The organism is Streptomyces sp. NPDC005574 (assembly GCF_040605435.1).
In the GTDB taxonomy this organism is placed as follows: domain Bacteria; phylum Actinomycetota; class Actinomycetes; order Streptomycetales; family Streptomycetaceae; genus Streptomyces.
In genome coordinates, this window is the sequence record NZ_JBEXCW010000051.1 from 1 (window position 1) to 25,877 (window position 25,877).

General features: G+C 73.8%; 27 protein-coding genes. 17 read left to right on the top strand and 10 right to left on the bottom strand.

Translation table 11 applies throughout. The features are described 5' to 3' along the window. Positions 1–93 precede the first annotated feature (93 nt). Both ABZT03_RS27365 and ABZT03_RS27370 read right to left on the bottom strand, forming a co-directional pair. On the bottom strand, positions 94–315 hold the full coding sequence (locus tag ABZT03_RS27365) for a hypothetical protein (protein WP_356043862.1): 222 nt from the start codon (positions 313–315) through the stop codon (positions 94–96). Between the two features lie 34 nt (positions 316–349). After that, positions 350–1,588: an inorganic phosphate transporter gene (locus ABZT03_RS27370; protein WP_356043865.1), complete on the bottom strand. Its 1,239-nt coding sequence runs from the start codon at positions 1,586–1,588 to the stop codon at positions 350–352. A gap of 291 nt (positions 1,589–1,879) precedes the next feature. Between ABZT03_RS27370 and ABZT03_RS27375 the strand changes: the two genes are divergently transcribed. The 3 genes from ABZT03_RS27375 to ABZT03_RS27385 all read left to right on the top strand — a co-directional run bounded on the left by ABZT03_RS27375 (position 1,880) and on the right by ABZT03_RS27385 (position 5,540). Further along, the gene (locus ABZT03_RS27375; RefSeq protein WP_356043867.1) at positions 1,880–2,626 is read left to right on the top strand and encodes a class II aldolase/adducin family protein; all 747 of its coding nucleotides are present in this window, start codon (positions 1,880–1,882) and stop codon (positions 2,624–2,626) included. A gap of 117 nt (positions 2,627–2,743) precedes the next feature. After that, complete coding sequence (locus tag ABZT03_RS27380) at positions 2,744–3,865, top strand: alpha/beta fold hydrolase (RefSeq protein ID WP_356043870.1); 1,122 nt, start codon at positions 2,744–2,746, stop codon at positions 3,863–3,865. Between the two features lie 262 nt (positions 3,866–4,127). Next, positions 4,128–5,540: a hypothetical protein gene (locus tag ABZT03_RS27385; protein WP_356043873.1), complete on the top strand. Its 1,413-nt coding sequence runs from the start codon at positions 4,128–4,130 to the stop codon at positions 5,538–5,540. A 9-nt stretch (positions 5,541–5,549) separates the two neighbouring features. On the opposite strand, the gene ABZT03_RS27390 is transcribed toward ABZT03_RS27385, so the two are convergent. Then, positions 5,550–5,963 carry a VOC family protein gene (locus ABZT03_RS27390; RefSeq protein WP_356043874.1) on the bottom strand — a complete coding sequence of 138 codons (414 nt, stop codon included), beginning with the start codon at positions 5,961–5,963 and terminating at the stop codon, positions 5,550–5,552. Between the two features lie 381 nt (positions 5,964–6,344). On the opposite strand from ABZT03_RS27390, the gene ABZT03_RS27395 reads away from it, so the two are divergent. The 3 genes from ABZT03_RS27395 (at position 6,345) to ABZT03_RS27405 (ending at position 9,547) form a co-directional block, all read left to right on the top strand. After that, a complete protein-coding gene (locus ABZT03_RS27395) occupies positions 6,345–7,943 on the top strand; it encodes an ABC-F family ATP-binding cassette domain-containing protein (protein WP_356043876.1) in 1,599 nt (532 codons plus the stop codon). A 429-nt stretch (positions 7,944–8,372) separates the two neighbouring features. Beyond that, positions 8,373–8,594 carry a helix-turn-helix domain-containing protein gene (locus tag ABZT03_RS27400; RefSeq protein WP_018533414.1) on the top strand — a complete coding sequence of 74 codons (222 nt, stop codon included), beginning with the start codon at positions 8,373–8,375 and terminating at the stop codon, positions 8,592–8,594. Between the two features lie 149 nt (positions 8,595–8,743). Further along, entirely contained in the window at positions 8,744–9,547 is an 804-nt protein-coding gene (locus tag ABZT03_RS27405; RefSeq protein ID WP_356043880.1) for an enoyl-CoA hydratase/isomerase family protein, read from the top strand. Between the two features lie 9 nt (positions 9,548–9,556). Here the strand turns inward: ABZT03_RS27405 and ABZT03_RS27410 are convergent, their stop codons facing one another. Next, on the bottom strand, positions 9,557–10,297 hold the full coding sequence (locus tag ABZT03_RS27410) for a nucleopolyhedrovirus P10 family protein (RefSeq protein ID WP_356043883.1): 741 nt from the start codon (positions 10,295–10,297) through the stop codon (positions 9,557–9,559). An 87-nt stretch (positions 10,298–10,384) separates the two neighbouring features. On the opposite strand from ABZT03_RS27410, the gene ABZT03_RS27415 reads away from it, so the two are divergent. The 5 genes from ABZT03_RS27415 (at position 10,385) to amaP (ending at position 12,780) form a co-directional block, all read left to right on the top strand. Next, positions 10,385–10,882, top strand: a complete 498-nt coding sequence (locus ABZT03_RS27415) for an Asp23/Gls24 family envelope stress response protein (protein ID WP_356043886.1) — start codon at positions 10,385–10,387, stop codon at positions 10,880–10,882. A 71-nt stretch (positions 10,883–10,953) separates the two neighbouring features. After that, on the top strand, positions 10,954–11,139 hold the full coding sequence (locus tag ABZT03_RS27420) for a hypothetical protein (RefSeq protein WP_356043889.1): 186 nt from the start codon (positions 10,954–10,956) through the stop codon (positions 11,137–11,139). Then, on the top strand, positions 11,136–11,519 hold the full coding sequence (locus ABZT03_RS27425) for a hypothetical protein (RefSeq protein ID WP_356043891.1): 384 nt from the start codon (positions 11,136–11,138) through the stop codon (positions 11,517–11,519). The genes ABZT03_RS27420 and ABZT03_RS27425 overlap by 4 nt, the downstream gene beginning before the upstream one ends. After that, a complete protein-coding gene (locus ABZT03_RS27430) occupies positions 11,516–12,196 on the top strand; it encodes a DUF6286 domain-containing protein (protein WP_356043894.1) in 681 nt (226 codons plus the stop codon). Before ABZT03_RS27425 ends, ABZT03_RS27430 begins: the two co-directional genes overlap by 4 nt. Next, entirely contained in the window at positions 12,193–12,780 is a 588-nt protein-coding gene (gene amaP, locus ABZT03_RS27435) for an alkaline shock response membrane anchor protein AmaP (RefSeq protein ID WP_356043897.1), read from the top strand. The genes ABZT03_RS27430 and amaP overlap by 4 nt, the downstream gene beginning before the upstream one ends. A gap of 312 nt (positions 12,781–13,092) precedes the next feature. Here the strand turns inward: amaP and ABZT03_RS27440 are convergent, their stop codons facing one another. The 5 genes from ABZT03_RS27440 to ABZT03_RS27460 all read right to left on the bottom strand — a co-directional run bounded on the left by ABZT03_RS27440 (position 13,093) and on the right by ABZT03_RS27460 (position 17,952). After that, positions 13,093–13,848: an SDR family oxidoreductase gene (locus ABZT03_RS27440; RefSeq protein ID WP_356043900.1), complete on the bottom strand. Its 756-nt coding sequence runs from the start codon at positions 13,846–13,848 to the stop codon at positions 13,093–13,095. A 4-nt stretch (positions 13,849–13,852) separates the two neighbouring features. Beyond that, positions 13,853–15,640 carry a glycoside hydrolase family 15 protein gene (locus ABZT03_RS27445; protein ID WP_356043902.1) on the bottom strand — a complete coding sequence of 596 codons (1,788 nt, stop codon included), beginning with the start codon at positions 15,638–15,640 and terminating at the stop codon, positions 13,853–13,855. A 69-nt stretch (positions 15,641–15,709) separates the two neighbouring features. After that, a complete protein-coding gene (locus ABZT03_RS27450; RefSeq protein ID WP_356043904.1) occupies positions 15,710–16,501 on the bottom strand; it encodes an SURF1 family protein in 792 nt (263 codons plus the stop codon). Positions 16,502–16,550: 49 nt separating this feature from the next. Then, positions 16,551–16,784: a hypothetical protein gene (locus ABZT03_RS27455; RefSeq protein WP_052841811.1), complete on the bottom strand. Its 234-nt coding sequence runs from the start codon at positions 16,782–16,784 to the stop codon at positions 16,551–16,553. Positions 16,785–16,956: 172 nt separating this feature from the next. Then, positions 16,957–17,952 (bottom strand): DEDDh family exonuclease, encoded by a 996-nt coding sequence (locus ABZT03_RS27460; RefSeq protein ID WP_356043907.1) that lies wholly within the window; start codon positions 17,950–17,952, stop codon positions 16,957–16,959. 371 nt (positions 17,953–18,323) lie between these two features. Here ABZT03_RS27460 and ABZT03_RS27465 point away from each other — a divergent pair, with 371 nt between their 5' ends. The 6 genes from ABZT03_RS27465 to ABZT03_RS27490 all read left to right on the top strand — a co-directional run bounded on the left by ABZT03_RS27465 (position 18,324) and on the right by ABZT03_RS27490 (position 24,450). Next, on the top strand, positions 18,324–19,121 hold the full coding sequence (locus ABZT03_RS27465; RefSeq protein WP_356043910.1) for an acetoacetate decarboxylase family protein: 798 nt from the start codon (positions 18,324–18,326) through the stop codon (positions 19,119–19,121). Further along, complete coding sequence (locus tag ABZT03_RS27470) at positions 19,121–20,005, top strand: SDR family NAD(P)-dependent oxidoreductase (protein ID WP_356043912.1); 885 nt, start codon at positions 19,121–19,123, stop codon at positions 20,003–20,005. The genes ABZT03_RS27465 and ABZT03_RS27470 overlap by 1 nt, the downstream gene beginning before the upstream one ends. Positions 20,006–20,017: 12 nt before the next feature. Further along, positions 20,018–21,301, top strand: coding sequence for an amidohydrolase family protein (locus tag ABZT03_RS27475; protein WP_356043914.1), 1,284 nt, complete (start codon positions 20,018–20,020; stop codon positions 21,299–21,301). Further along, on the top strand, positions 21,298–22,527 hold the full coding sequence (locus ABZT03_RS27480; protein ID WP_356043916.1) for an amidohydrolase family protein: 1,230 nt from the start codon (positions 21,298–21,300) through the stop codon (positions 22,525–22,527). The genes ABZT03_RS27475 and ABZT03_RS27480 overlap by 4 nt, the downstream gene beginning before the upstream one ends. 73 nt (positions 22,528–22,600) lie before the next feature. Further along, the gene (locus ABZT03_RS27485) at positions 22,601–23,311 is read left to right on the top strand and encodes a VIT family protein (RefSeq protein WP_356043918.1); all 711 of its coding nucleotides are present in this window, start codon (positions 22,601–22,603) and stop codon (positions 23,309–23,311) included. Between the two features lie 95 nt (positions 23,312–23,406). Beyond that, the gene (locus ABZT03_RS27490; protein ID WP_356043920.1) at positions 23,407–24,450 is read left to right on the top strand and encodes a zinc-dependent alcohol dehydrogenase family protein; all 1,044 of its coding nucleotides are present in this window, start codon (positions 23,407–23,409) and stop codon (positions 24,448–24,450) included. A gap of 18 nt (positions 24,451–24,468) precedes the next feature. Here ABZT03_RS27490 and ABZT03_RS27495 read toward each other — a convergent pair whose 3' ends face one another. Beyond that, entirely contained in the window at positions 24,469–25,842 is a 1,374-nt protein-coding gene (locus tag ABZT03_RS27495) for a CoA transferase (RefSeq protein ID WP_356043922.1), read from the bottom strand. Between the last annotated feature and the right edge of the window lie 35 nt (positions 25,843–25,877).

Sequence of the window (25,877 nt, forward strand, 5' to 3'; positions counted from 1 at the left end):
GCCCCCCCCCGGGCGCCCACCGGCCTAACCCCCGTGGTGGGTGGGGTCCGTTTCTCCCCCCCCCCACCCCACTCGGTGTCCAGGTGTGGCGGGTCAGGCGACGATCAGCGAGATGCCGTACGCCACCGCCGCCGCGCACGCCGCGAAGCACACGTACGCGCCGGTGACCGCGAGGGCGGCCGACTCGCCCTGGGCCGCCGCGCGTTCGCGGCGGGAGAGGCCGGTGATGCCGAGGGTGAACAGGGCCACGAGGGCCACGGTGACCACGAGGCTGACCCCGAAGACGGAGCCGAGGGCTGCCCAGTCGATCTGCATGCTGCTTCTTCCTTCGTAACCGGGGGCGCGGGGCTCAGACGGTGGTGGCGGCCGGCGGGACCGCCGGGCCTGCGGCCGGGGCGGGGATCGTGGCCGTGAGGTCCTCGGCGACGGTGCCCACGGGGGGCGGGATCACGGCGGCGATCGCCGTGGTCACCACGCCGGCCGGCTCCTCGGCGGCGTTGACGTTGCTGTGGTCGATGACCTCGCGCCGGGAGAGCTTCCAGATGGCGGCGCTGGAGGCGATCAGGAAGACGGCGACGACGGCGGTGCCCCAGTCGCCGAGCTCGGTCACGGACTCGGCGAGAGCGCCGACCACCGCGGCCGCCGGGAGCGTGAGGCCCCAGGCGACGAACATCCGGGTGGCCGTCGACCAGCGCACGACGCCGCCCTTGCGCCCGAGGCCCGCGCCCATCACCGAACCGGAGACGGAGTGCGTGGTGGACAGGGAGAAACCGAGGTGGGAGGAGGCCAGGATGACCGTGGCCGCGCTGGTCTGGGCGGCGAAGCCCTGCTGCGGCTGGAGTTCGGTGAGGCCCTTGCCCATGGTGCGGATGATGCGCCAGCCGCCGAGGTAGGTGCCGAGCGCGATGGCGAGGCCCGCGGAGAGGATGACCCAGGTGGGCGGGTCGGAGTCGGGGGAGACGGCGCCGCCGGCGACCAGGGCGAGGGTGATGATGCCCATCGTCTTCTGCGCGTCGTTGGTGCCGTGCGCCAGGGAGACCAGGCCCGCGGAGGCGATCTGGCCCGTGCGGTAGCCCTTCGCCGCGGCCTTGCCGTCGGCCTTGGCGCCGAGCGTGTAGGACAGGCGCGTGGCCAGGAAGGCGGCGACGCCCGCGACGATCGGGGCCGCGACCGCGGGGATCAGCACCTTGGTGACCAGGGCGTCACCGTGCACCGCGCCGAACCCCGCCGAGGCGATGGTGGCGCCGATCAGGCCGCCCATGAGGGCGTGCGAGGAGCTGGAGGGGAGTCCGACCAGCCAGGTCAGCAGGTTCCAGAGGATCGCGCCCACCAGGGCGGCGAATATGACCTCGGGACGTATGCCGGACTCGTCGACGAGTCCCTTGGAGATCGTGTTGGCGACCTCCACGGAGAGGAAGGCGCCCACAAGGTTCAGCACGGCGGACATGGCCACCGCGACCTTGGGCTTGAGCGCACCGGTCGAGATGGTGGTGGCCATCGCGTTGGCGGTGTCGTGAAAACCGTTCGTGAAATCGAACGCGAGAGCGGTTACCACCACAATCGCGAGGATCAGCGAGAAGTTTTCCATTTACCCAGGCAATCGTTCGAGGTCATTGGCTGGACGACCGTAGGCAACCTGGATGAACGGAAGATGAACTGGGGCAGGCATCAGGGTGTCCTGGTGAGGCGATTTCGCCCCGGCCGGTCCGCCGACAGGCAGTTCGCCTCCGGCCCGTCACGGACGACCCACAGCGCGTGCCCGCGAGCGACCCTCGGCGCGTTCTCGTGAGCCGCCCACGGCGCGTGGTGCGAGCCGCCCACGGCGCGTGGTGAGCGCGGTGCCCGACGCGGGCGTTCCCGCGCCTGGCAGGATCGCGGTATGGCAGAGCAACGGCAGGGACCGGGGGACGCACGCGGTGGCCGCGACGGCGTGCCCGAGGCCGGCGAGGCGCGGGGCAGGCGCGCGCGTGCCGGGGAACCCGAGGAACCCGAGGTGGCGGACGCCTGGACGGACCTCGTCGAGACCGCCCGCAGGACGGTCCGGGACGCCCTGGTCGTCGGCACCTCGGGCAACGTCTCGGTCCGCGTCGGCGACACCGTCCTGGTCACCCCGACCGGCGTCCCCTACGACCGGCTCACCCCGGACGACGTCGTCGGCGTGGACCTCGCGGGCCGCCAGGTGCTCGGCTCGCTCCTGCCGACCAGCGAACTGCCGATGCACCTGGCCGTATACAACTCCACCGACGCCCGCGCCGTCGTCCACACCCACGCCGTGCACGCCACGGCCCTGTCCACCCTCGTCACCGAGCTCCCGCCCGTCCACTACATGGCCGGCGCCCTCGGCGGCAGTGTCCGGGTCGCCCCCTACGCGACGTACGGCACCCCGGAGCTGGCCGAGAACATGCTGCGCGCCCTCGCCGACCGCTCCGGCTGCCTGCTGCGCAACCACGGCACGATCACCTACGGCGCCACCCTCGACCAGGCATACGACCGCACCGCCCAGCTGGAATGGATGTGCCGCCTGTGGCTGACGGCGTCCTCCGTGCCCGGCCTGAGCCCGGCGCTCCTGTCGCCCGAGCAGATGGCCGAGGCCCAGGAGCGGCTGCGCGGCTACGGACAGCCCTGAGCACGCGCCCCGCACCCGCGGCACCCGCGCCGGCGGCGCCCCGCACATCACTCCCGCACATCACTCCGGGCCGTCCTCCCGCTGGCCGCGGACGGGGCGGACCAGGAGACTGGTCCGATGCGCACAGTCAAAGCGACGGCCGCGGCCGTCTCCGTGGCCCTCGCGGCCGGCGCGGCAAGCGTCGCCGCCGGCCGGTACGCCAGCGGCGCAGCGCTCAAGGCACCGCCCGGCCGGCCGCTGCCCACCGAACCCCACCTCACCGTGCACGCCACCGCCGCCGGGCAGATCGTCCTCACCCGGTCCCTCGCCTCCCTGCGCCCCGGCACGTACGGCCTCGTCGGCGACGGCACGCACGCCGTGGTCGGCCCCGTCCAGGACGGCACACCGCACCCCGCCGACACCGTGGTACGCCGCCTGGAGCGCGTCACCCACGGCACCCCGCGGCCCGGGACCAAGGTCTGGCTCACCCCCCAGGTGCACGTCGGCACCCCGGCCGGCGCCCTCGGGATCGACCACAGCGACGTCCGCATCCACGGCGAACTCGGCTCGCTGCCCGCCTGGTTCGTCCCCGGCGTGCGGGACACCTGGATCATCACGGTGCACGGCCTGGGCGCCACCCGCGAACACCCCCTGAACGTGCTGGAACCGCTGCACCGCCACCGCTTCCCGGTGCTCGACCTCGCCTACCGCGGCGACCCCGGCGCTCCCCGCTCCCCGGACGGGCTGAGCCACCTCGGCGAGACCGAGTGGCGGGACCTGGACGCGGCGATCCACCACGCCGTGCACCAGGGCGCCCGGCAGGTCGTCCTGATCGGCTGGTCCACCGGCGCCACCATGGCCCTGCGCGCCGCCGTCCACTCCGGGCTGCGCAACCGCATCGCGGGACTCGTCCTGGACTCCCCGGTGCTCAGCTGGCAGACGACGCTGCGCGCCCTCGCCGCCGCCCGCCACACCCCGGGCGCCCTGCTGCCGCTGGCCGTGCGCGCCGCGCAGGGCCGCACCGGACTGAGCCCCGACCCCGGCGCCCCCGTCAGTGACCGGCTCGCCGCGCCGACGCTGATCATCCACGGGCCCGACGACACGGTGGCCCCCTGGGACCTCTCGCGCCGGCTCGCCGCCACCCGCCCCAACCTGATCGCGATGCACACCGTCCGCCGCGCGCCCCACGCGGCCATGTGGAACGCCGACCCGGAGACCTACGAGGAGGTGCTGCGCCGCTTCCTCGTCCCGCTGATGTGACCGGCCCGCCGCACCCGCCCGCCGCACCGGGGGCACACCGCCGCGACGGGCCTCGCGGAGCCGGGGCGAGGCCGGCGTGACGCCGGACCGAGGCCGGGGCGCCACGCCCAGGCCGCCCGTCCGGAAAGGTTCCGTTTAAGGCCGTACCACTGGCTTGTTCTCGGCCCCGGGCCCCCCGTGACACCCCGTGCGTTGGCCCTCCCCGTCGCCCGCCGTGACATTCCGTTTGGGTTTTCGGACCGTCAACCGGAAGACTGCACCCGTGACGTCCCGTATCCCGCGCGACTCCAGGCTCCGACTCGTCCGCCCGCGACCCCTGGCCGCCGCCCCCAGAGCGATGAACCAGCGGCGCTCGCGCCGCCCCGCCCCCCGCCCCCCGGAGGGCACCCCGGCCCCCGCGGAGCTGGCCAGAATGGCGCGCTCCGGCCTGGCCGCCGCGGCCCGCGTCGCCCACTGGGCCGACACCGCCCTGCGCCCCGGCCGGGACAGCGCCAGCCCCGACGGCAAGGGCACCCTCTCCGACGCGACCGCCGAACGCGCCGCCGCCGACCTCGGCCTGACCGCCGCTCAGGTCCGCGCCGACTGGGACACCGCACGCCTGGCCGGACTCGTCGAGGTGCACGGCGACGACGCCCGCCCCGGCTGGCGGCTGCGCGCCTGGGACCGCGACGACAGCGCCGTCCTGCGCGGCTGGGTCGCGCTGTTCGACGCCTGGTCGCTCGCCCACCCCGAGCCCTCCGGGCACGAGCCGGCCGCCGTGGCCGAGGTCGTCTCGGCCATGCCCCAGGTGCTGTCCTTCCTCCAGCTGTCCGCCGGCCCCGTGCCCGTGGAGCAGCTCCTGGACCTGCTGGAGCAGCGGGTCACCGAACTGCGCACCGAACGCTGCGAGATCCCCTACGGCCCCCAGCCGGAGCCCGAACCCGCCGGGCAGGCCGCACCGGAGCCCGCCGACGCCCCGCTGCCCCCGCTCCTGGAGTGGGCCCTGCGCGCCCTCGCCTCCGTCGGCGCCCTCACCTACGGCGAGGGACAGGCCACGCTCACCCCGCTCGGCAGCTGGGCGGTGTGGGTCAAGCTGGAGCAGATCTGCGTCGCCGCGCAGAGCCCCGCCGGCAATATCGAGCAGGCCGCCGAGGGCATGCTCCGCGGCTGCGCCCAACTGCGCCCGAACGCGGCCCGCGCCGAGTACCGTGCCTGGCTCGCCGCCCGTCCCGTGGGCAGCGCCGTGGCCGAACTGCTGGCGGCCGCCCGCGGCGAGGACGCCCTGCTGCGCGGCCTGGCCTTCGAGGCCCTGCGGGTCGTCGGCGCCCCCGCCGAACCCGATGTGCGCGCCGTGGCCGACGTGCCCACGCTGCGGCCCTACGCCCTGCTGTGGCTGGCCGAGCACGACGGGATGGACCCCGAGGACGCGCACGAGGTCCTCACCCGGCAGGAGGCCACCTGGCTGTGGGTCGACACCGCGGCCGCCGTCGCCGACCACGGTGAGGCGCCGCTGCTCGTCCGGCACCTGGAGTCCGCCGTGCAGCCCACGGTGCCGATGCTCCTCGACGAGGTGCGCGCGGTCGGGCATCCCCGCACGGTGCAGGTCCTGGTCGCGCTCGCCGCCGCCCACCCCGACCCGGCCCTGGCCAAGGCCGTGCGGCGGGCCGCCTTCCAGGTGCACACCGGCGGGAGCTGAGAGCCCGCCTCAGCCCTCCGTCTCGGGGGCGTAGGTGCCGAAGCTCCAGATGTTGCCCTCGGCGTCCCGGGCCATGTAGTCCCGGGAGCCGTAGTCCTGGTCCGTCGGGGGCATGAGGATCTCCGCGCCGTGGTCCACGGCGCGCCGGTGGTGCGCGTCCACGTCGTCCACGACGACGTACACCCCGCTGGGACCCGCGCCCTTCATCGCCGTGTCGAAGACACCGCCGCGCCCCTTCGAGCCGATCATCACCGCGCCGTTGCCCTGCACCAGCTCCGCGTGCATCACCGCGCCGTCCTCGCTCTCGTACACCGAGAGCTCCGTGAACCCGAAGGCCTCCGTGAGCTGCCGGATCGCCGCCTTCGCGTCCGTGTACAGCAGCGTCGGGAAAATGCTCGGACGCCCGCCCGCCGTGCCTGCCATAGCGATCACTCCCTGTCGTGTCACCGTCGTGTGCCCCGCGCTGCCGCGCCGCCGGAAACCAGCGCAATTCCGGCTTTCGCCCAGTCTCGCACCGGCCACTGACACCGCGCCGCAACCCTTCCGCGACGGGCGGGACATCCCCGCGGCCCCGCCGCCCGGTCCCTCGCCGGGCGAGCTTCGCGGGAGATTCCCGTACGGCCCCGGTGACCTGGGCGGTCGGCCGGCCCGACGCCTCCGGGCCGGCCTCGGGTGGCCACGGGCCGGAAAAGTGGTTGCACCGCCCCGTTAGACTTGGCCCATGGCCATTCTCCTCGCGCATTAGACGGCGGGAACGTCCTCAGCCGCCCATCCCGTCATCCAACCCCGCCCTGGAGTCTGTCCGTGATCTCCGCCACCGGTATCGAGCTGCGCGCCGGCGCCCGAGTCCTCATCGAGTCCGCCACCTTCCGCATCGCCAAGGGCGACCGCATCGGCCTGGTCGGCCGCAACGGTGCCGGCAAGACCACGCTCACCAAGGTCCTGGCCGGTGAGGGCGTCCCCGCCGGGGGCACCGTCACCCGCTCCGGCGAGGTCGGCTACCTCCCCCAGGACCCCCGCACCGGCGACCTCGACGTCCTCGCCCGCGACCGCATCCTGTCCGCGCGCGGCCTGGACACCCTGATCCGCAAGATGCGGGAGAACGAGCAGCGCATCGCCAACGGCGCCGGCGCCACCCGTGAGAAGGCCCTGCGCCAGTACGAGCGCCAGGAGACGGAGTTCCTCACCAAGGGCGGCTACTCCGCCGAGGCCGAGGCCGCCACCATCGCCGCCGCGCTGAACCTGCCCGACCGGGTGCTCGGCCAGCCCCTGCACACGCTCTCGGGCGGTCAGCGCCGCCGCGTGGAGCTGGCGCGCATCCTGTTCTCGGACGCGGACACCCTGCTGCTCGACGAGCCGACCAACCACCTCGACGCGGACTCCATCGTCTGGCTGCGCGACTACCTCAAGACCTACCGCGGCGGCTTCATCGTGATCTCCCACGACGTCGACCTGGTCGAGACGGTCGTCAACAAGGTCTTCTACCTGGACGCCAACCGCTCCCAGATCGACTACTACAACATGGGCTGGAAGCTCTACCAGCAGCAGCGCGAGGCCGACGAGAAGCGCCGCAAGCGCGAGCGCCAGAACGCCGAGAAGAAGGCCGCCGCGCTGCACTCGCAGGCCGACAAGATGCGCGCCAAGGCCACCAAGACCGTCGCCGCCCAGAACATGGCCAAGCGTGCCGACCGGCTGCTCGCCGGCCTGGAGGCGGTACGCGCGTCGGACAAGGTCGCCAAACTGCGCTTCCCCGAGCCCGCGCCCTGCGGCAAGACCCCTCTCATGGCGGAGGGCCTGTCGAAGTCGTACGGCTCGCTGGAGATCTTCACCGACGTCGACCTGGCCATCGACAAGGGCTCCCGCGTCGTCATCCTCGGCCTGAACGGCGCCGGCAAGACGACCCTCCTGCGGCTGCTCGGCGGCGCCGAGAAGCCCGACACGGGAGAGGTCATCGAGGGCCACGGCCTCAAGCTCGGCTACTACGCGCAGGAGCACGAGACCCTCGACCCCGAGCGCACCGTCCTTGAGAACATGCGCTCCGCCGCCCCCGACCTCGACCTGGTCGAGGTGCGCAAGACGCTCGGCTCGTTCTTGTTCTCCGGTGACGACGTCGACAAGCCGGCCAGGGTCCTCTCCGGTGGCGAGAAGACCCGCCTCGCGCTCGCGACCCTGGTGGTCTCCTCCGCGAACGTCCTGCTCCTGGACGAGCCCACCAACAACCTCGACCCCGCCAGCCGCGAGGAGATCCTCGGCGCGCTGCGCACCTACAAGGGCGCGGTCGTCCTGGTCACCCACGACGAGGGAGCGGTCGAGGCGCTCCAGCCGGAGCGGATCATCCTGCTGCCCGACGGCGTCGAGGACCTGTGGGGCGCCGACTACGCGGATCTGGTGGCCCTGGCCTGAGCCCGTTCGGGTCCGGCGGACCGGCGCCGTACCCGGAGGACCGGTGATCGGCGCGGTCGCGGGCCCGGAGATCCGTGCGTGATCGATCGTGTGATCAACTGCGTGATCCACCGCCTATGGATCATTCGGCCGATCCGTGATCCATCATCTGTGTGAGATCTCCTCGTACCGCGGTGTGTCCTACATCCATTTCACGGCCGGGCCCTTCGCCGACGGGGGTCCGGCCGTCGCGCGTCCCTGACCTGGCACTTCACGGTGGAATGTGTTCGGCCGTACGGACGCGACTGTCTGGAATCCCCGATTCCGTTTGTGCGTACCCGCTCCTGTCGTCAAAACCTTGTCTTACGGACCTTGCCGAATGGGTGGCCATGGAGGCCCGGAGGGGTGATCATGAGAGGACCAGAGCGCACTTCCCATGAGGAGGCACGGGTGGCCGAGACTCTGAAGAAGGGCAGCCGGGTGACCGGCGCCGCGCGCGACAAGCTCGCGGCAGACCTGAAGAAGAAGTACGACTCCGGTGCGAGCATTCGGGCACTGGCCGAGGAGACCGGCCGCTCGTATGGCTTCGTGCACCGGATGCTCAGCGAGTCCGGCGTCACGCTGCGTGGACGTGGCGGCGCGACCCGGGGCAAGAAGGCCGCCGCGTCCTGAACCGGGCGGCCCATCGGCTTTCGATGGTGGTCACCCGGTCGGTCGGCTGATCGACCGGGTGGTTACTGTGCAGTCACTTCACTGTGCCGTGGTGCGGCGGTAGCCCGCCCCCGGCACGGCATCACGACCGCACGCATCGGAGGCGCCCCATGGCTTCGCCCGACCAGGACCTTGGTCCGGTACTCGACAAGGACGGCGTACGGCTCACCGTCGACGACGCCATCGCCACGGTGACACTGACCAACCCGGCCAAGCGCAACGCCCAAAGTCCTGCTCTGTGGCGGGCGTTGGCCGAAGCCGGGCGGTTGCTGCCGGGCACCGTCCGTGTCGTCGTGCTGACCGCCGAAGGCAAGTCCTTCTCCGCCGGACTCGACCGGCAGGCGTTCACGCCCGAGGGCTTCGACGGCGAGCCGTCGTTCATCGACCTCGCGCGAGGCAGCGACGCCGAGCTGGACGCGACCATCGCCGAGTACCAGGAGGGCTTCACCTGGTGGCGGCGCAGCGATGTGGTGTCCATCGCAGCAGTGCAGGGACACGCCATCGGAGCGGGGTTCCAGCTGGCCCTCGCCTGTGACCTGCGCGTCGTCGCCGACGACGTGCAGTTCGCCATGCGCGAGACCAGCCTCGGCCTCGTACCCGACCTCACCGGCACCCACCCGCTGGTGGGGCTCGTCGGCTACGCCCGCGCGCTGGAGATCTGCGCGACCGGGCGGTCCGTCACGGCCGAGGAGGCCGTGAGCACCGGACTGGCGAACATCGCCGTACCCCTCGACCAGCTCGCGGACGCGGTACGGGACCTGGCCGGCGCGCTGCTGGCCGCGCCCCGGGACGCCGTGATCGAGACGAAGGCGCTGCTGCGCGGAGTGCACGGCCGGTCGTACGAGGAGCAGCGGACCGCCGAGCGGGCCGCCCAGGCCCGGCGGCTGCGGGACCTGGCCGGTGTCGGCGAGTGAACCCGCCGCTCAGCTGACGGCCGTCACCAGCACCGCCGCCGTCGGGTGATCCGGCAGCGACTGTGCCGCGCTCACGCGCACTTCGAGGGCCACGTCGAGTGCCCTGCTGCCCGGGCCCACCGCCACCTCCAGCCGGACGTGGCGGTGCGGCAGGGCGGCCGTCCCGCTGGTCCGCTCCTCGATCCGGGCGCCTGTCACCCCGACCACGCCCGCGACCGCCAGCGCGGCGGCCTCCACGCGCAGCTCGTCGACCGAACGCGCCGCTGTCGGCTCGGGCCGCGGTTCCGTTGACGGCCCCGGTTCCGCCGCGGTGGGCGCCGCCGACCGCGCGTCCGCCACGCCGGCCTGCTCCGCCTCGTCCAGCAGGGCCGTCACCCGCAGGTCCACCTCCGTCACCGCCAGACCGAGCCGCTCCGTGGCCGCCGCCGCGAGTGTCGTGCGCAGCCGGTCCGCCGCCGCCGGCAGCGGTTGGGCGGCCGACGCCGCGAACTCCGCCGTCACCCGCAGCGGCCCGGGCGGCAGCGCGCTCGGCGGGGGCGGTACGGCGGGTTCCCGCGTGTCCTGCGGGTCGGCGAGGGCGATGCGCAAGCCGTTCAGCCGTACGCCCCGCACACTTTCGGCCGCACGCCGGAGCACCGCCTCGGCCGCGTTCTCGGAGATCCACGCGCCGTCGCCGGGGCCGCCCAGGGGCAGGAGCCTGCCGAGTCCCAGCTGCTGGCGTACCGCACGGGTCCATTGGTCTGCCGTCATTCCTCCAGCCTGCCGCATCCCAGGCGCGCGAGCGGGCAACCCCACATACGGTGGTGGGAGAACGCCAACCGAAAGGGACGTACGGCGATGACCGACATGACGGAACAGGACCGGACGGGCGCCCCCTCAGGAGCGAAGGACGTGCCGGAGAGCTCTGGGACGCGCCGTCCCCAGATGACCAAGCGCGGCGGCGGAGATCCGGCCACCCGGGGACGGACCACCATCGCGGACGGTGTGGTGGAGAAGATCGCCGGACTGGCCGCACGGGACGTGCTCGGCGTGCACGCCATGGGCAGCGGGCTGTCGCGGACCTTCGGGGCCGTGCGCGACCGGGTGCCCGGCGGGTCGAAATCGGCCACGCGCGGCGTGAAGGTCGAGGTCGGCGAGGTGCAGACCGCGCTCGACCTGGAGATCGTCGTCGACTACGGCGTGTCGATCTCCGACGTGACCCGGGACGTGCGGGAGAACGTCATCGCCGCGGTGGAGCGGATGACCGGCCTCGAGGTGGTCGAGGTCAACATCGCGGTGAGCGACGTCAAACTGCCCGACGAGGAGGACGAGGAGCCGGAGCCCCGCATCCAGTGACTCGCCGGCGCCCGAAGAACCGGGCGAGACGATCCGATGGTCCGTTGGTCTGACGAGCGTAGGAGTGCACCATGAGCATGGCCGTGGCCGGCATGATCGCCGGCATGGCACTGGGCTTCGCCGGATACTTCGGCGGGTTCGGCGCCTTCCTCCTGGTGGCGGCCCTGGGAGCCATCGGATTCGTCGTCGGCCGGTTCGCCGAGGGCGACCTGAACCTCGGCGACCTGTTCCGTCCCCGTGACGACCGGCGGCGGTGACGTCCGTGAGCGACGGGGTCAAAGAGCTCCGCGCGCCGCTGACGGTCGTCGCGCCGGGCGAGCGCGGCGCGACCCGGATCGCTGACCGGGTCGTCGCGAAGGTCGCCGCGCAGGCGGCCGGCGAAGCGCTGGGCAAGCTGCCCCGGGACGCCACGCGCCCGCACGCCACGGTCACCGTCCACCACGGCACCGCCCGGGTCCGCGTCCATCTCGAACTCGACTATCCGAGCGACATCGGCGACCGGTGCGGACAGGTGCGTCGTCATGTCGTCGAGCGGGTAGGCGCGTTGGTGGGCATGGAGGTGCCGGAGGTCGTCGTCCACGTGGAGCGGCTGCATCTCGTACCGGCACACGGCGCGGCACAGGGGAGGACGCGATGAGCGAGTCCCAGGGCACCGAGGGCACGACGCAGCGGCTGCCGGTCATCGAGAGGGAGAGCGACCCGGCCGGGGGGTACGCGTACGAACCGCCACCCCCCGCCGAGGAGAAGGAACGCCTTCCGGAAGCGGGCGGCGGCACCGGCCGCTTCTGGTCCGCGCGCCGCGTCCCGGCCGCCGTCGTCGCCGTGCTGATCCTCTTCGTCGCGGGCGTCTTCCTCTACGACATCGCCGCCGTGCGCGCCGGCCGGCCGGGCATGCGCTGGCGTCGGGAACTGGCCGGGCAGCTCGCCGAACGGCCCCTCGACGACACCTGGGTGCTCGTCGGCGCGGGCGTGACGGCGGCCCTCGGGCTGTGGCTGATCGTGCTGGCGCTCACGCCGGGGCTGCGGGCGGTGCTGCCGATGCGGCGCCCACACGCCGACGTCCGGGCAGGACTGCACCGCAAGGCGGCCGCCGTGGTGCTGCGCGACCGGGCCATGGAGGTCTCCGGCGTGCAGTCGGTGCGCGTACGGACCCGGCGCAAGAAGGCCGACGTCCGCGCGGTCGCCCACTTCCGTGAACTGGACGACGTCCGGGCCGATCTGGAGGCCGTGGTCGCCGACGCGGTGCGGGGCCTCGGGCTGGCCCGGCCGCCCGCGCAGGCCGTCCATGTGGCGCGGCCCGGGAAGAAGGGGTGAGCGCGGTGCTGAGGACCGTCAACCGTGTGGTGCTCGGGGTGGTGGGTCTGGTGCTGGTCGTCCTCGGCGGTTCCGTGCTCGCCGTAGGGCTGGGCGCGCCCCCGCCGTCCTGGTGGATCCACGACGGGCGGCACGACGTCCTGCTCAGCGACGCGGAACGGACCCGCTGGCGGGACTCCGGCTGGTGGTGGCCCACCGTCATCGCCGCACTCGCCGTCGTGGTGCTGCTGACCCTGTGGTGGCTGACCGCGGTGCTGCGCCGCCACCGGCTCGCCGAGGTGCTCGTCGACACCGGCGACGGTGAGGGCGCCCTGCTGCGGGGACGGGCCCTGGAGAACGTCTTCTCCGGCGAGGCGGGGGACCTGGACGGCGTCGCCCGGGCCCACGTCCACCTGACCGGCCGCCGCACCGCGCCCGCGGCCCGGGTACGGCTCCTGCTGGAACCCCACGTGGACCCGGCCACCGCCCTGGACCACCTCACCACCCGGGCCCTGACCCACGCCCGAACCTCAGCAGCCCTGACCACCCTCCCCACAGAGGTCCGCCTACAGGCCCAAAAACACCGAGCGGACAGAGTCAACTGACCAGACCCCCGCGCCTGAAGGGGCGCGGGGAACTGCGCGCCCAGCCCCCACCGGCCCGCGGCGAACCCCACACCGCACGACCCCACGAGGCGTGCCCCCCGCTCAACCCCTCGCCGCACGGGCTCAGTTGACCCCCCAAAGGGCGCGGGGAACTGCGCGCCCAGCCCCCACCGGCCCGCGGCCAATCCCACACCGCACCACCCCACGAAGCACGCCCCCCGGCCAACAACTCCGCCGACACGCCAAGTTGCCCCCCCCAAGGGGCGCGGGGGGAACTGCGCGATCAGCCCCCACCGCGGCCGGCGCACACGCCTAGAACCCGTGCCGCATCCCCCCGTCCACCGGCACCATGACCCCCGTCAGATAGGACGCCGCCGGCGACAGCAGAAACGCCGCCGTCCGCCCGAACTCCTCGGGCCTCCCGTACCGCCGCAACGGAATCCGCGACTCGTTGGCCGCCCGCGTGGCCTCGGGATCCGCGGACAGCTTGTCCAGCTCCCGCACCCGGTCCGTGTCGATGCGGGCCGGCAGCAGCCCCACGACCCGGATGCCGCGCGGCCCCAGCTCGTCGGAGAGCGACTTGGCGAACCCGGCGAGTCCGGGCCGCAGCCCGTTGGAGATCGTGAGTCCGGGGATCGGCTCGTGCACCGACCCCGACAGCACGAACCCGATGACACCGCCCGCCTCCAGCTCCTCCGCCGCCGCGCGGGCCACGCGTACCGCCCCCAGGAAGACCGACTCGAACGCCGTCTGCCACTGCTCGTCGGTGTTGTCGGCGACGAACCCGGGCGGCGGACCGCCGACGCTGACGAGGATGCCGTCGAACCTCCCGAAGTGCTCCCGCGCGGCGGCGATCAGCAGGTCCGGCGCCTGCGGGTCGGCGTTGTCGACGGCGACGCCGACCGCGCCGGGACCCAGCCCGGCCGCCGCGTCGGCGACGCGCTGCTCGTCCCGCCCCGTGACGACCACCTTCGCCCCGTCGGCCACGAGTTCACGCGCGGCGGCGTGGCCCAGTCCGCGGGTCGCCCCGGTGACGACGTACACCCGGTCCTTCAGTCCAAGATCCATGCTTCTATCCTGCCTCCTCGGTCCCGAACAGGGCGAGGGCGGTGTTCACCAGCCCGATGTGGCTGAACGCCTGCGGGAAGTTGCCGAGCAGGCGGCCGGCCACCGGGTCGTACTCCTCGGCCAGCAGGCCCACGTCGTTGGCGAGGCCGGTGAGCCGTTCGAACAACTCCCGGGCCTCTCCCGTACGGCCGGTCATGTGCAGCGCGTCCGCCAGCCAGAACGAGCACACGAGGAAGGTGCCCTCGTCGCCCGGGAGCCCGTCGACGCCCGTCTCGGCGGCGCTGTAGCGGCGCACGAAGCCGCTGTGGCCCAGCTCGTCGCGGATCGCGTCGACGGTGCCGACCACGCGCGGGTCGTCGGGCGGCAGGAAACCGACGCGAGGGATGAGCAGCAGCGAGGCGTCGAGCTCGCGCGAGCCGTAGTACTGCGTGAAGGTGTTGCGCCCGGGGTCGTAGCCCTTGTCGCAGACCTCGCGGTGCACCTCCTCGCGCATCGCGCGCCAGCCGTCGAGGTCGCCGTGCAGCCAGGGGGCCGACTCCAGGGTGTGTACGGCGCGGTCGGCGGCCACCCACGCCATGACCTTCGAGTGGACGAAGTGCCGGCGTCCCCCGCGCACCTCCCACAGCCCCTCGTCCGGCTGCCGCCACGCCGAGACCAGGAAGTCCATCAGGGCGCACTGCAGCGACCACATGTGCGGTTCGACGGGCAGGCCGGCGAGCCGGCCCAGCGACAGGGAGTCCATGACCTCGCCGTACACGTCGAGCTGGAGCTGGTCGACGGCCTCGTTGCCGGTGCGTACGGGCACCGAGCCGGCGAAGCCGGACAGCCACGGCAGCTCGGACTCGGGCAGCCGGCGTTCCCCGGCCAGGCCGTACATGATCTGCAGGTCCGCCGGGTCGCCGGCGACCGCGCGCACCAGCCAGTTCCGCCAGGCCTCGGCCTCCTCGTGGTAGCCCGCGGCGAGCAGCGCGTTCAGGGTGAGGGTGGAGTCGCGCAGCCAGCAGTAGCGGTAGTCCCAGTTGCGGACCCCGCCGACCTCCTCGGGCAGTGAGGTGGTGGCCGCGGCCACGATGCCGCCGGTGGGCGCGTAGGTGAGGGCCTTGAGGGTGATCAGGGAGCGGACGACGAGATCCCGGTACGGTCCGACGTAGCGGCAGCGGTCCGACCACGCCTGCCAGTCCGCGACGCTGACGCGCAGCGCCTCGTAGGGGTCGACCAGGGGAGGGCGCGGCTCGTGCGAGGGGTGCCAGGTGAGGACGAACGCGACCCGCTGGCCGGCTTCGAGGGTGAACTCCGAGTGCGTGCCGAAGTGCTCGCCCCAGGTGTGCACGGCGGGTTCGCTGCGCAGCCACACCGCGTCCGGTCCCGCGACGGCCACCCGGTGCCCGTCGGCGCGCCGCATCCACGGCACGACCGAGCCGTAGTCGAACCGCAGCCGCAGGGTGCTGCGGACGGTGACCTTGCCGCTGAGGCCCTCCACGACGCGTACGAGGTCGGGGGAGACGTCGCGCTGCGGCATCAGGTCGGTGACCCGGACGCTGCCCTCGCCGGTCTCCCACTCGGTGTCCAGGACCAGGGTGCCGGGGCGGTAGGCGCGGCGGGCGCAGGTGCCCTCGTGGCCCCTGGGCGCGATGCGCCAGTGGCCGTTCTCGTCGCCGCCCAGCAGCCGGGCGAAGCAGGCGGCCGAGTCGAAGCGCGGCACGCAGAGCCAGTCGACGCTGCCGTCCCAGCCCACCAGGGCGGCGGTCTGTTCGTCGCCGATGACGGCGTAGTCCTCGATGCGGGGGTGCACGGGGTGCGGTTTGCCCGACGGGAGGACCGCACAATCAGGGGCGGGAGCCGGGCGGGTGAACGCGCCGTGCTAGACGGACACCGCCTGCGTCTCCTGAGCGTCCGCACCCGCGGCCGCCGCCCGCCGGTCGCGGGCCTCCCGCCGCACCAGGACCACCCAGCCGACCGGGACGGCCGCGGAGAACAGCCACCACTGGATGGCGTAGGCGAGGTTCAGCGCCGAGTCCTCCCGGCCGGGCTCCCCGACGAGCTGCGGCAGGCCGCCCTTGGGCTCGGGCGCGGTCTGCGCGATGTAGCCGCCGAGCACCGCGGCACCGAGGCGCCGTGCCTCCTGCTCGCTGTTGATCAGCATGATCTGCCGGTCGGGCAGTCCCTTGATGTCCTTGATGCCGCTCGCGGCGGTCGTCTCGTCGGCCATCAGCCGTCCGGTCACCGTGGTCCGGCCGTGCGGCGGCGCGGGGATCTTCGGGAAGGCGGTCTGTGCCGCGTCGGCGGGAATCCAGCCGCGGTTGACCAGCAGCACCTTGCCGTCGGTCAGGACGAACGGGGTGAGGACGTGGAAACCGACCGCGTCGTCGGCGTTGACGCGGCGCCTGACGACGAGTTCACGGGCCGTGTCGAAGGTGCCCGTCGCGGTCACCGTGCGATACCGCTCCGTGCTGGTGACCGCGTGTCCCGGTGCGCTCAGGTCCTCCACGGGGACCGGCCTGGCGGCCAGCGCGTCGGAGACCAGCTGGTTCCGGGCGGCGCGCAGGTCGTGGCGATGCATCTGCCAGAAGCCCAGCCTGATCATCGTGGGGATGAGGAGGAGGGAGACCAGCGTGAGGATCACCCACTGCCGGGACAACAGGAAGCGGTACACCCCACGACCGTACAACTCGGTCGTGGGGCGCATACGGGCGGGTAGCGGGTTACACCTTGTCGACGATCCCCGCCCTGCCCTCCGCGCGGGCGCAGTGGGCGCCGCAGAACCAGTGACCCTCGACCTCGACCCCCTGGCCGATGATCTGCACGCGGCAGTGCTCGCAGATCGGTGCCATGCGATGGATCGCGCAGGAGAAGCAGTCGAAGACGTGCACCGCGCCCTGCGCGTGCACCTCGAAGGACATTCCGTAGTTGTTGCCACATACTTCGCAGGTCGCCATGGGCCACAGGGTGGGCCGTCCGCGCCGCGCGCGCGGGACGCGGCCGGGCGAGTCGCACGGCAATCACCCGTCCGTACGGTCACCACGCCGGGCCCGCCCGCAGCCGTACCGGCACGGCACCGTCCCGCGCGCCCCGGCGACCGTGCCGGCCCCGCGCCGCGCGCGCCCGCGGTCACTGCCCGGACGCCGGCTCCACGTCCCCGAGCAGCTGCCCGAAAGCGGCCTCGTCCACCACCGGCGTGCCGAACTGCCGGGCCTTGACCACCTTCGAGGTGTGCGAGTCGGGATCGTTGGTGACCAGCAGGCTGGTCAGCCGGGACAGGCTCGACGCGACATGCAGCCCGGCCTCGGTGGCACGGTCCTCCAGCAGCTCCCGCTCGACCGAGGTGTCTCCGGAGAACGCCACCCGCATGCCCTGCTTGAGCGACTTGCCCTCTTCGTAACGGCCCGGGTTGGGATAGGGGCATGCGGGCCTTTTGCGTGCCGGGCGCCAACTGGTCGGCCGGTAGCCGCCGTAGCCGCCCGCCTGCTGCCCGATGCGGGGTGCCGCCGGTCGGTCGGCCCACTCGGTCAGCGGCCGGCACTCCAGCAGCGGCAGCCGGACCCCGCCCGCCGCCGCGGCCCGCAGGCTCGGCCGGAACGCCTCCGCCAGGACCCGTGCGTCGTCCAGCGCGTGGTGCGCCCGCTGCTGTACGACGCCGAAGTGCGCGGCCAGCGACTCCAGCTTGTGGTTGGGCAGCGGCAGCCCCAGCTCCTTCGAGAGCGCGATGGTGCACAGCCGCTGCCGCACCGGCGCCTCGCGCTCCGCGCGCGCGTACTCCCGGGCGATCATCTGCCAGTCGAAGACCGCGTTGTGCGCGACGAGCACCCGGTCCGCGAGCCGGCCGGCGAACTCCTCGGCGATGTCCGGGAAAAGGGGCGCGCCTTCGAGCGCCTCGCTCGTCAGGCCGTGGATCCACACCGGGCCCGGGTCCCGCTCCGGGTTGACCGTCGTGTACCAGTGGTCCTCGACCTCGCCGCGCGCGTCCAGCCGGTAGACGGCCGCCGAGATGATTCGGTCGTCCCGGGCGAGGCCGGTGGTCTCCACGTCAACGACCGCGTATCCCTTCGGATACGCGGCCGGCCACACCATGGCGGAGGACGCTGCGGTCGTGAGGTCTTCGAGCATGGTTCCTGAGGATACGGGCCCCGACTGACAGCCCGGTCCCGCACCCGTCCGTCAGGTCCCGGGCTGCGCCCGCCCGTTCGAGTGCCGTGAATGGTGCGAATGTCTGTGCGCGCGGCTATGGACCTTTTCGGCACCCGGTGCGACCGTGCTGCCCGCCCGGCACGACCACCTCGCACGACCCCGCACGACCACCGCGCACGACCCCGCACGACCACCGCCGGTCCAGCCGCCCTGCGTCGGCCGCCGGACGGCAAGCGGCCGCCGGTGACGCGTGCCGAGCGGTGCGGGGGTGAGCGGCGGCCGGCGGCCGCGGAGGGCGGCGTCGGGACGGACACGGACCGGTGCACGGACGACGAAGGGCGGTACGGCACATGGCACGCGTACGGTACGGCGCGCGGACCGAGGCGGAGATCGCCGCCGCGCGCACGGCGAGCTCCCGGCTCCCCGAGATCTGGTCCACCGGCGTGGTGGCCCTGTGGGAGACCGACCCGGACGCCCTCGCGGCGGTGCTGCCGCCACCCCTCAAACCCACCGGCCGGCCCCTGGTCCGGGTGAACATCAGTCAGGTCGCGCTGTCCGGACAGGCCCTGGGCGCGGGCTCGTTCGCGGTCTCCGCCGCCCACGAGGGCGTCGACGGCTGGTACCCGCTGGTCATGCCGATGACCCTGGAACGGGCCCTGATCGGCGGCCGCGAGGTCTTCGGGGAGCCCAAGAAGCTCGGCGAGGTGACGGTCGAGCGGGACGGCCCCGTCCTGCGCGCGTCCCTCGCCCGGCACGGCATCGCCTTCGTGGAGGTGCGCGGCGCCACCGACGGCGCGCTGCCGCTGCCCGAGCCCGCCTCCAGGACCGACTTCTACTTCAAGTTCCTGCCCGCGGTGGACGGTTCGGGCTTCGACGTCGATCCGGTCCTCGTGCACTGCGTACGCCGGGAGCGGGTGCGCGCACTCGAACGGGTCACCGGGGACGTCGTCCTGCGCGAGTCGGTGTACGACCCCGTGGCCGACCTCCCGGTGCGCCGGCTCCTCGGCATCACCATCGGCGAGAAGACCAGCGACCAGCGCGGCCGGGTCGCCGAACGGGTGTCCGCCGAGGCCCTGTTGCCGTACATCCACCAGCGCTACGACGATCCCGCGCAGATCCTCGACGCCCCGCCCGGGGGGAACGCCTGATGGACCTGCACCCCGGACAGGTGGCCGTCGTCACCGGCGCGGCGAGCGGCATCGGACTCGCGATGGCCAGGCGGTTCGCCGCCGAGGGACTCACGGTCGTCCTCGCCGACGTGGAGGCGGACGCCCTGGGCAGGGCCGCCTCGGACCTGCGCGCGGACGGCGCCGAGGTGCACGCGCGCGTGGTCGACGTCGGAGCCCGCGACCAGGTGGTGGAACTCGCCGACTCCGTCTACGAGACCTGCGGCGCGGTGCACGTCCTGTGCAACAACGCGGGCGTCGGCTCGGGCGCGGAGGGCCGCATGTGGGAGCACGACCCGAACGACTGGGAGTGGGCGTTCGCGGTCAACGTGTGGGGCGTTTTCCACGGCGTCCAGGCGTTCCTGCCGAGGATGCTGGCAGCCGGCGAGCCCGGACACGTCGTCAACACCTCCTCCGCGGACGGCGGGATCGCCCCGCTTCCCACCGCCTCCGTGTACGCCGTCACCAAGGCGGCCGTCGTCACGATGACCGAGTCGCTGTACGCGCATCTGCGGGCGGAGCACGCGCGCGTGGGCGCGTCCGTCCTGTTCCCCGGTCCGCACATGCTCCGCACCGGCCTGTGGGAGTCGCACCGCAACCGGCCCGCCCGGTACGCCAAGCTGCGCCCGCGCAGGACCCCTTATCGCAGCCTCGCGCAGTGGGAGACCGCGATGCGGGAGGCCGGGCAGGAGGTGCGCTTCACGCCCGCGGAGGAGGTCGCCGACCTCGTCGTGGACGGTGTCCGCGCGGACCGCTTCTGGCTGCTGCCCGAGAGTGAGCGCAGCGACGACCAGATCCGGGCGCGTGCGGGATCGATGCTCGACCGGACGAACCCGTCGTATCTCGAACCCTTCATCCTTGACTGAGAGGGGAACGCTGTGACCGGCCAGGACCCGTACCTGATCATCTCCTCCGACTGCCATGCCGGGCTGCCCACCGAGGAGTACCGGCCCTACCTGGACTCCCGCCACCACCGCGCCTTCGACGAGTTCCTCGACGGGCGCGAGAGGCGCCGCGAGGAGATGACCCGGCTCGGCATCCGCAACGAGGCGTTCGCCGACAAGTGGTTCCACGACAACGAGGAGGGCCTGCGCGGCGGCTGGGACCCGGCGCAGCGCGTCAAGGAGCTGGACGGCGACGGCGTGGCGGCCGAGGTCGTCTTCCCGGACGCCGACGCCGTGGACAGCCGGACCGCGGCGCCCTTCGGTGTCGGCCTCGGCCTCTCCGGCGACCAGGACCCCGACCTCGGCATGGCGGGCGCGCGGGCGCACAACCGCTGGCTCGCCGACTTCGTGTCCGAGCACCCCGAACGGCACTGCGGAGTCGCCCTGTTGCCCGTCACCGCCCCCACCGACCTGGTGGTGAGGGAGGTGCACCGTGCGAAGGAGTCCGGCCTCGGCGCCCTGATGATCCCCGCCATGTGGGTGGACAAGGAGCCGTACCACGACCGGCGTTACGACCCGGTGTGGGCGGCGGCCGCCGAGTGCGGGATGCCGGTGCTCACCCACTCGGGGGCCGCGCCGCGCCACGAGTACGGCGACCACCTGGGCATCTATGTCTCCGAGGTCACCTGGTGGCCGGCCCGGCCGCTGTGGTTCCTGCTCTGGTCCGGCGTCTTCGAACGCCACCCCGGCCTCAGGTTCGGTGTCGCGGAGTCGGGCTGCTGGTGGCTGCCGAACCTGCTGTGGTTCATGGACCGGCTCTACCTGGGCGCGCACGGCGGCAAGAAGCTGTCCCCCTTCGCGGAGCTGCGGCGCCCGCCGCACGAGTACCTCGACCGGCAGGTCTTCGTCTGCGCGACCAACACCAAGCGCCGCGAACTCGCCCAGCGCTACGAGATCGGCGTCGACAACATCCTGTGGGGCAGCGACTTCCCGCACCCCGAGGGCACCTGGCCCGACACGCGCGCGTGGCTGTCCCGCACCTTCCACGACATCCCGGTGGCGGAGACCCGCCGCATGCTGGGGCTGGCGGCGGCCGAGGTGTTCGGCTTCGACACCGAGCGGCTTGCCCCCCTCGCCCGCCGGATCGGCCCCACCCCGGCCGACCTCGGCCAGCCGGACGACCAGGCGGCCGTGGCGGCGTCGTGGGCGCGCTCGCGCGAGGTGGGCCGGCACTGGCTGACGGACCACGACTTCCCGGCGCTGGGGGTGACGCCGTGACCGAGGAGCGGTACACGGTCGTCTCGGCCGACTGCCACGCGGGCGCCGACCTCCTGGACTACCGGCCGTATCTGGAGCGCGGGTACCACGACGCGTTCGACGCGTGGGCGGCGGCCTACGTCAACCCCTACGAGGACCTGGTCGCCGACAGCGCCGACCGGAACTGGAACTCCGGGCGGCGGCTGGCCGAGCTGGAGGCGGACGGCATCGTCGCGGAGGTGGTGTTCCCCAACACGATCCCGCCGTTCTTCCCGTCCGGCTCCCTGATGGCGCCGGCCCCGACCGCCGGGGAGTTCGAGCGGCGCTGGGCCGGACTGCGCGCCCACAACCGGTGGCTGGCGGACTTCTGCGCGGCGGCGCCGGGCCGGCGCGCGGGCGTCTTCCAGATCCTGCTCAACGACGTGGAGGAGGCGGTCCGGGAGATCCGGTGGGCCTCCCGGGCGGGCCTCACGGGCGGCCTGCTGCTGCCCGGCACACCCCCAGGCTCGGGCCTGCCCGAGCTCTACTCCTCGGTGTACGACCCGATCTGGGCGGTCTGCGAGGAGCTGGAGGTGCCCGTGAACCACCACGCGGGCTCGGCGTCCCCGCCGCTGGGCGCGGAACCCGCCGCCCGCGCGGTCTTCATGGTCGAGACGACCTGGTTCTCCCACCGCGCGCTGTGGCACCTGGTGTTCGGCGGTGCCTTCCGCCGCCACCCGCGGCTGCGGCTGGTCCTCACCGAGCAGGGGTCGGGCTGGATCCCCGGGGTGCTCGACATGCTGGACTACTACCACGGGCGCATGGTCGCGGCCGCGGAGCGGGCGGTGACGGCGGAGGCCAGGTTCGGCGCGGGCCTCGCGGCCGGCATGGGCCGGCGCCCCTCGCAGGTGTGGCGGGACAACTGCTTCGTCGGTGCCAGTTTCATGCGCCCCCACGAGGTACCGCTGCGCGGGCGCATCGGCATCGACAAGATCATGTGGGGCAGCGACTACCCGCACGACGAGGGGACCCATCCCTACTCCCGCGAGGGTCTGCGGTTCGCCTTCGCGGGTGTCCCCCGGGAGGAGGTCGCGGCGATGATCGGGGGCAACGCGGCCCGCGTGTACGGCTTCGACCTGGACCTGCTGGACGCCCTCGCGGCGAAGGTGGGCCCGACGGTGGCGGAACTCGCGGAGCCGCTGGACGAGCCGCCCGCGGACGCCACGAGCCCGGTGTTCGCGCGCGGGGCGTCGGTGCGGGTCTGGTGAGGGCCACCGGCGGCCGGGGCGCCGTCGAGGGTCGGTGCGGGTCCGGTGTCGCGCGGGGTGCGATCCTCCCTGGGTGACGGAACCCACGCACAGCGAGGCGCACAGCGGCGCCCTCGGCTCACGCCTGAACTGGCTGCGGGCCGCGGTCCTCGGCGCGAACGACGGCATCGTGTCCACCGCCGGCCTGGTCGTGGGCGTGGCCGGCGCGACGGACGACAGCTCCGCCCTGCTGACGGCCGGCCTGGCGGGCCTGCTCGCCGGGTCCCTGTCGATGGCGGCCGGCGAGTACGTGTCCGTGTCCACCCAGCGCGACTCGGAGAGGGCCGCCCTGGCCCTGGAGAAACGGGAGTTGCGCGAGCAGCCGGAGGCCGAACTGGAGGAGCTGACCGAACTGCTCCAGGAGCGGGGGCTGTCCCGGGACGTGGCCCTGGAGGCCGCCGTCCAGCTGACCGAACGCGACGCGCTCAGGGCGCACGCGCGCGTGGAGCTCGGCATCGACCCCGTCGAGCTCACCAACCCGTGGCACGCGGCGTGGGCGAGCTTCCTGGCGTTCACCGCCGGGGCGCTGCTGCCCCTGCTGGCCATCGTGCTGCCGCCGGCGCACTGGCGGGTCGGCGTCACCGTGCTGTGCGTGCTGGCCGCCCTCGTGCTGACGGGCTGGAGCAGCGCGCGGCTGGGCGCCGCGGCCCCCGGCAGGGCGGTGCTGCGCAACGTCGTGGGCGGGGCGCTGGCCATGGGCGTCACCTACGCGGTCGGGACCCTGCTGGGCGTGGCCGGGGTGTAGCGCGGCGGGGGGCGGGCGGCGGCGTACCGTGAAGGGCGCCCGGCCACCCCGAGAGCGCACCCGCACAGCTCAGACGCACGAGAAGGATCCTCGCCATGCGCGCCACCACCATCCACGCCCCCTACGACATGCGCGTGGCGGACGTGCCCGAACCCGTGGTGCAGCTGCCCACCGACGCCGTGGTGCGGGTGCTGCGCGCCTGTATCTGCGGCAGCGACCTGTGGGCGTACCGCGGTGAGGCGGCCCGGCAGCCGGGGCAGCGGATCGGGCACGAGTTCCTCGGCGTCGTCGAGGAGACCGGCTCCGAGGTGGCCGGCGTGCGCCGCGGGGACCTCGTCGTCGCGCCCTTCATGTGGTCCGACGGCGTCTGCGACTACTGCCGTGAGGGGCTCACCACCTCCTGCGAGCACGGCGGCTTCTGGGGCTCGGTCGGCTACGACGGCGGTCAGGGCGAGGCCGTGCGGGTGCCCTTCGCCGACGGCACCCTCGTCCCGCTGCCGCGTGACGCGGCCTCCGACGACCACCTGCTGTCCGCGCTGCTGACCCTGTCCGACGTCATGGGCACGGGTCATCACGCCGCCCTCGGGGCGGGGGTCCGCCCGGGTGCCACCGTCGCCGTCGTCGGCGACGGGGCCGTGGGCCTGTGCGCGGTGCTGGCCGCCAAGCGCCTCGGGGCCGAGCGGATCATCGCGCTGGGCCGCCACCAGGTCCGCACGGACATCGCCCGCCGCTTCGGCGCCACCGACGTGGTCGCCGAGCGCGGTGAGGCTGCCGTCGAGGCCGTGCGTGAACTGACCCGCGGGCAGGGCGCGCACGCGGTCGTGGAGGCCGTCGGCACCGAGCAGTCGATGCGTACGGCGGTCGGTGTCACGCGCGACGGCGGCGCGATCGGCTTCGTCGGCGTGCCGCACGGCAGCGGCACCGGACTGGACCTCGGCGTCCTGTTCGACCGGAACGTCGCGCTGCGCGGCGGGGTCGCGCCGGTCCGGGCGTACATCCCCGAGCTGCTGCCCGACATCCTGGAGGGCCGCATCGACCCGTCGCCGGTCTTCGACCTGACGGTCGGACTGGAGAGCGTGCCCGACGGCTACAAGGCGATGGACGAACGCACCGCGCTCAAGGTCCTGGTGACCAACTGACCTGACGGGCCCGCAGGTTCACCTCCAGCGGGCGGGGTCCGTCCCCCAGCGTCCCGGCGGCCGGGCCCAGTCGGTGGGGCCGCCGGTGAAGGAGACGGGCGGCAGCGCGTACCGCAGCCGTCCGAGCGGGCCATCGGTTTCGGCCAGCCAGGGACCGGGCCCGTCGTACAAGGCGTCCGCCGGTTCCTGCGGGTCGGCCCCGGCGCCGCTCAGCAGCCACCGCGCGGTCCGGGCCAGCGCCACCGCGACGAGCCGGCTGCCGCCCTCGCGGGACTGCTCGGTCACCGCCCGCAGCACCGCCGCCGCCAGCAGATAGCCCGAGCCGTGGTCGAGGGCCTGCACGGGCAGCGCGCCGGGCCGCCCGGGCGATCCCTCGACGGCGGCGATGCCGGTGGCGGCCTGCACCAGGCTGTCGAAGCCGCGCCGCTCACCCCACGGCCCGTACGAGCCCCATGCCGACAACTGGGCCACGACCACCCCGGGCCTCCGCTCGGCCAGCGCGTGCGGGGACAGCCCGAACCGGTCCAGGGTGCCCGGCCGGTAGCCGGTGACGACCACGTCCGCCGTCGCGAGCAGCTCCTCGAGGACACTCCGGTCGGCCACCAGGTCCAGTGTCGCGGAGCGTTTGCCGAACCCCGTGTCGGCGTGCTGGTCGGGGAGTTCGGGCAGCCGGTGCGGGTCCACGCGCAGCACGTCCGCGCCGAGCAGGGCGAGCGTGCGGGTCGCGACCGGGCCCGCGATCACCCGGGTCAGGTCCAGCACCCGCAGTCCTGCCGCGGGCAGCAGGGGAGCGTCCTGGAGGACTGCCGGCACGCGCGCGGGGGCGGAGTCCAGCCGGTGCCGCTCCACCAGCGGCCGTCCGGCCACGGCGGCGGCCTGGGCGTGCGCTGCCCACTCCGCCGGCGTGCGGAGCGCGACGGCGAGGCCCCCGGCCGCGTGGACGGCGTCCTCGACCTGCCGGGCGGTCCGCTCGGCGAGCGCCTCCTCGAACCGGTCCGCCCGCCCCTCGGGCAGGCCGAGCGCCGACAGGAGCCGGGCCCGGTGGTGCGGGTAGTTGGCGTGCGTCCGCACCCAGCCGTCCGCCGTCCGCCAGAACCCGGACAGCGGGGCGAAGGCGACCGGCGCGCGTCCGTCGACGCGCAGGTGCCGTTCGCTGACGAACGCCGTGGCCACCGCCCCGTCGTCCACCCGCACCCGGGGCACCTCGGCGAGACCGGCCCGGCGCGCGCCCAGCTCGGCCGCGGCCAGCGAGCACGCGGCCACGCAGGCCCGCGCGAGGTCCCGTACGGGAAGGCGCCCCTCGAGAGCGCCCTCCCGCGTCACGGCCGACACCCGCGCGACGAGCGCGGGGTCGCCGCCCACCGCGGACCAGGCGAACGCGATATCAGTCATGACTGCATCATGCAGTATTGACTGAATCAATATAT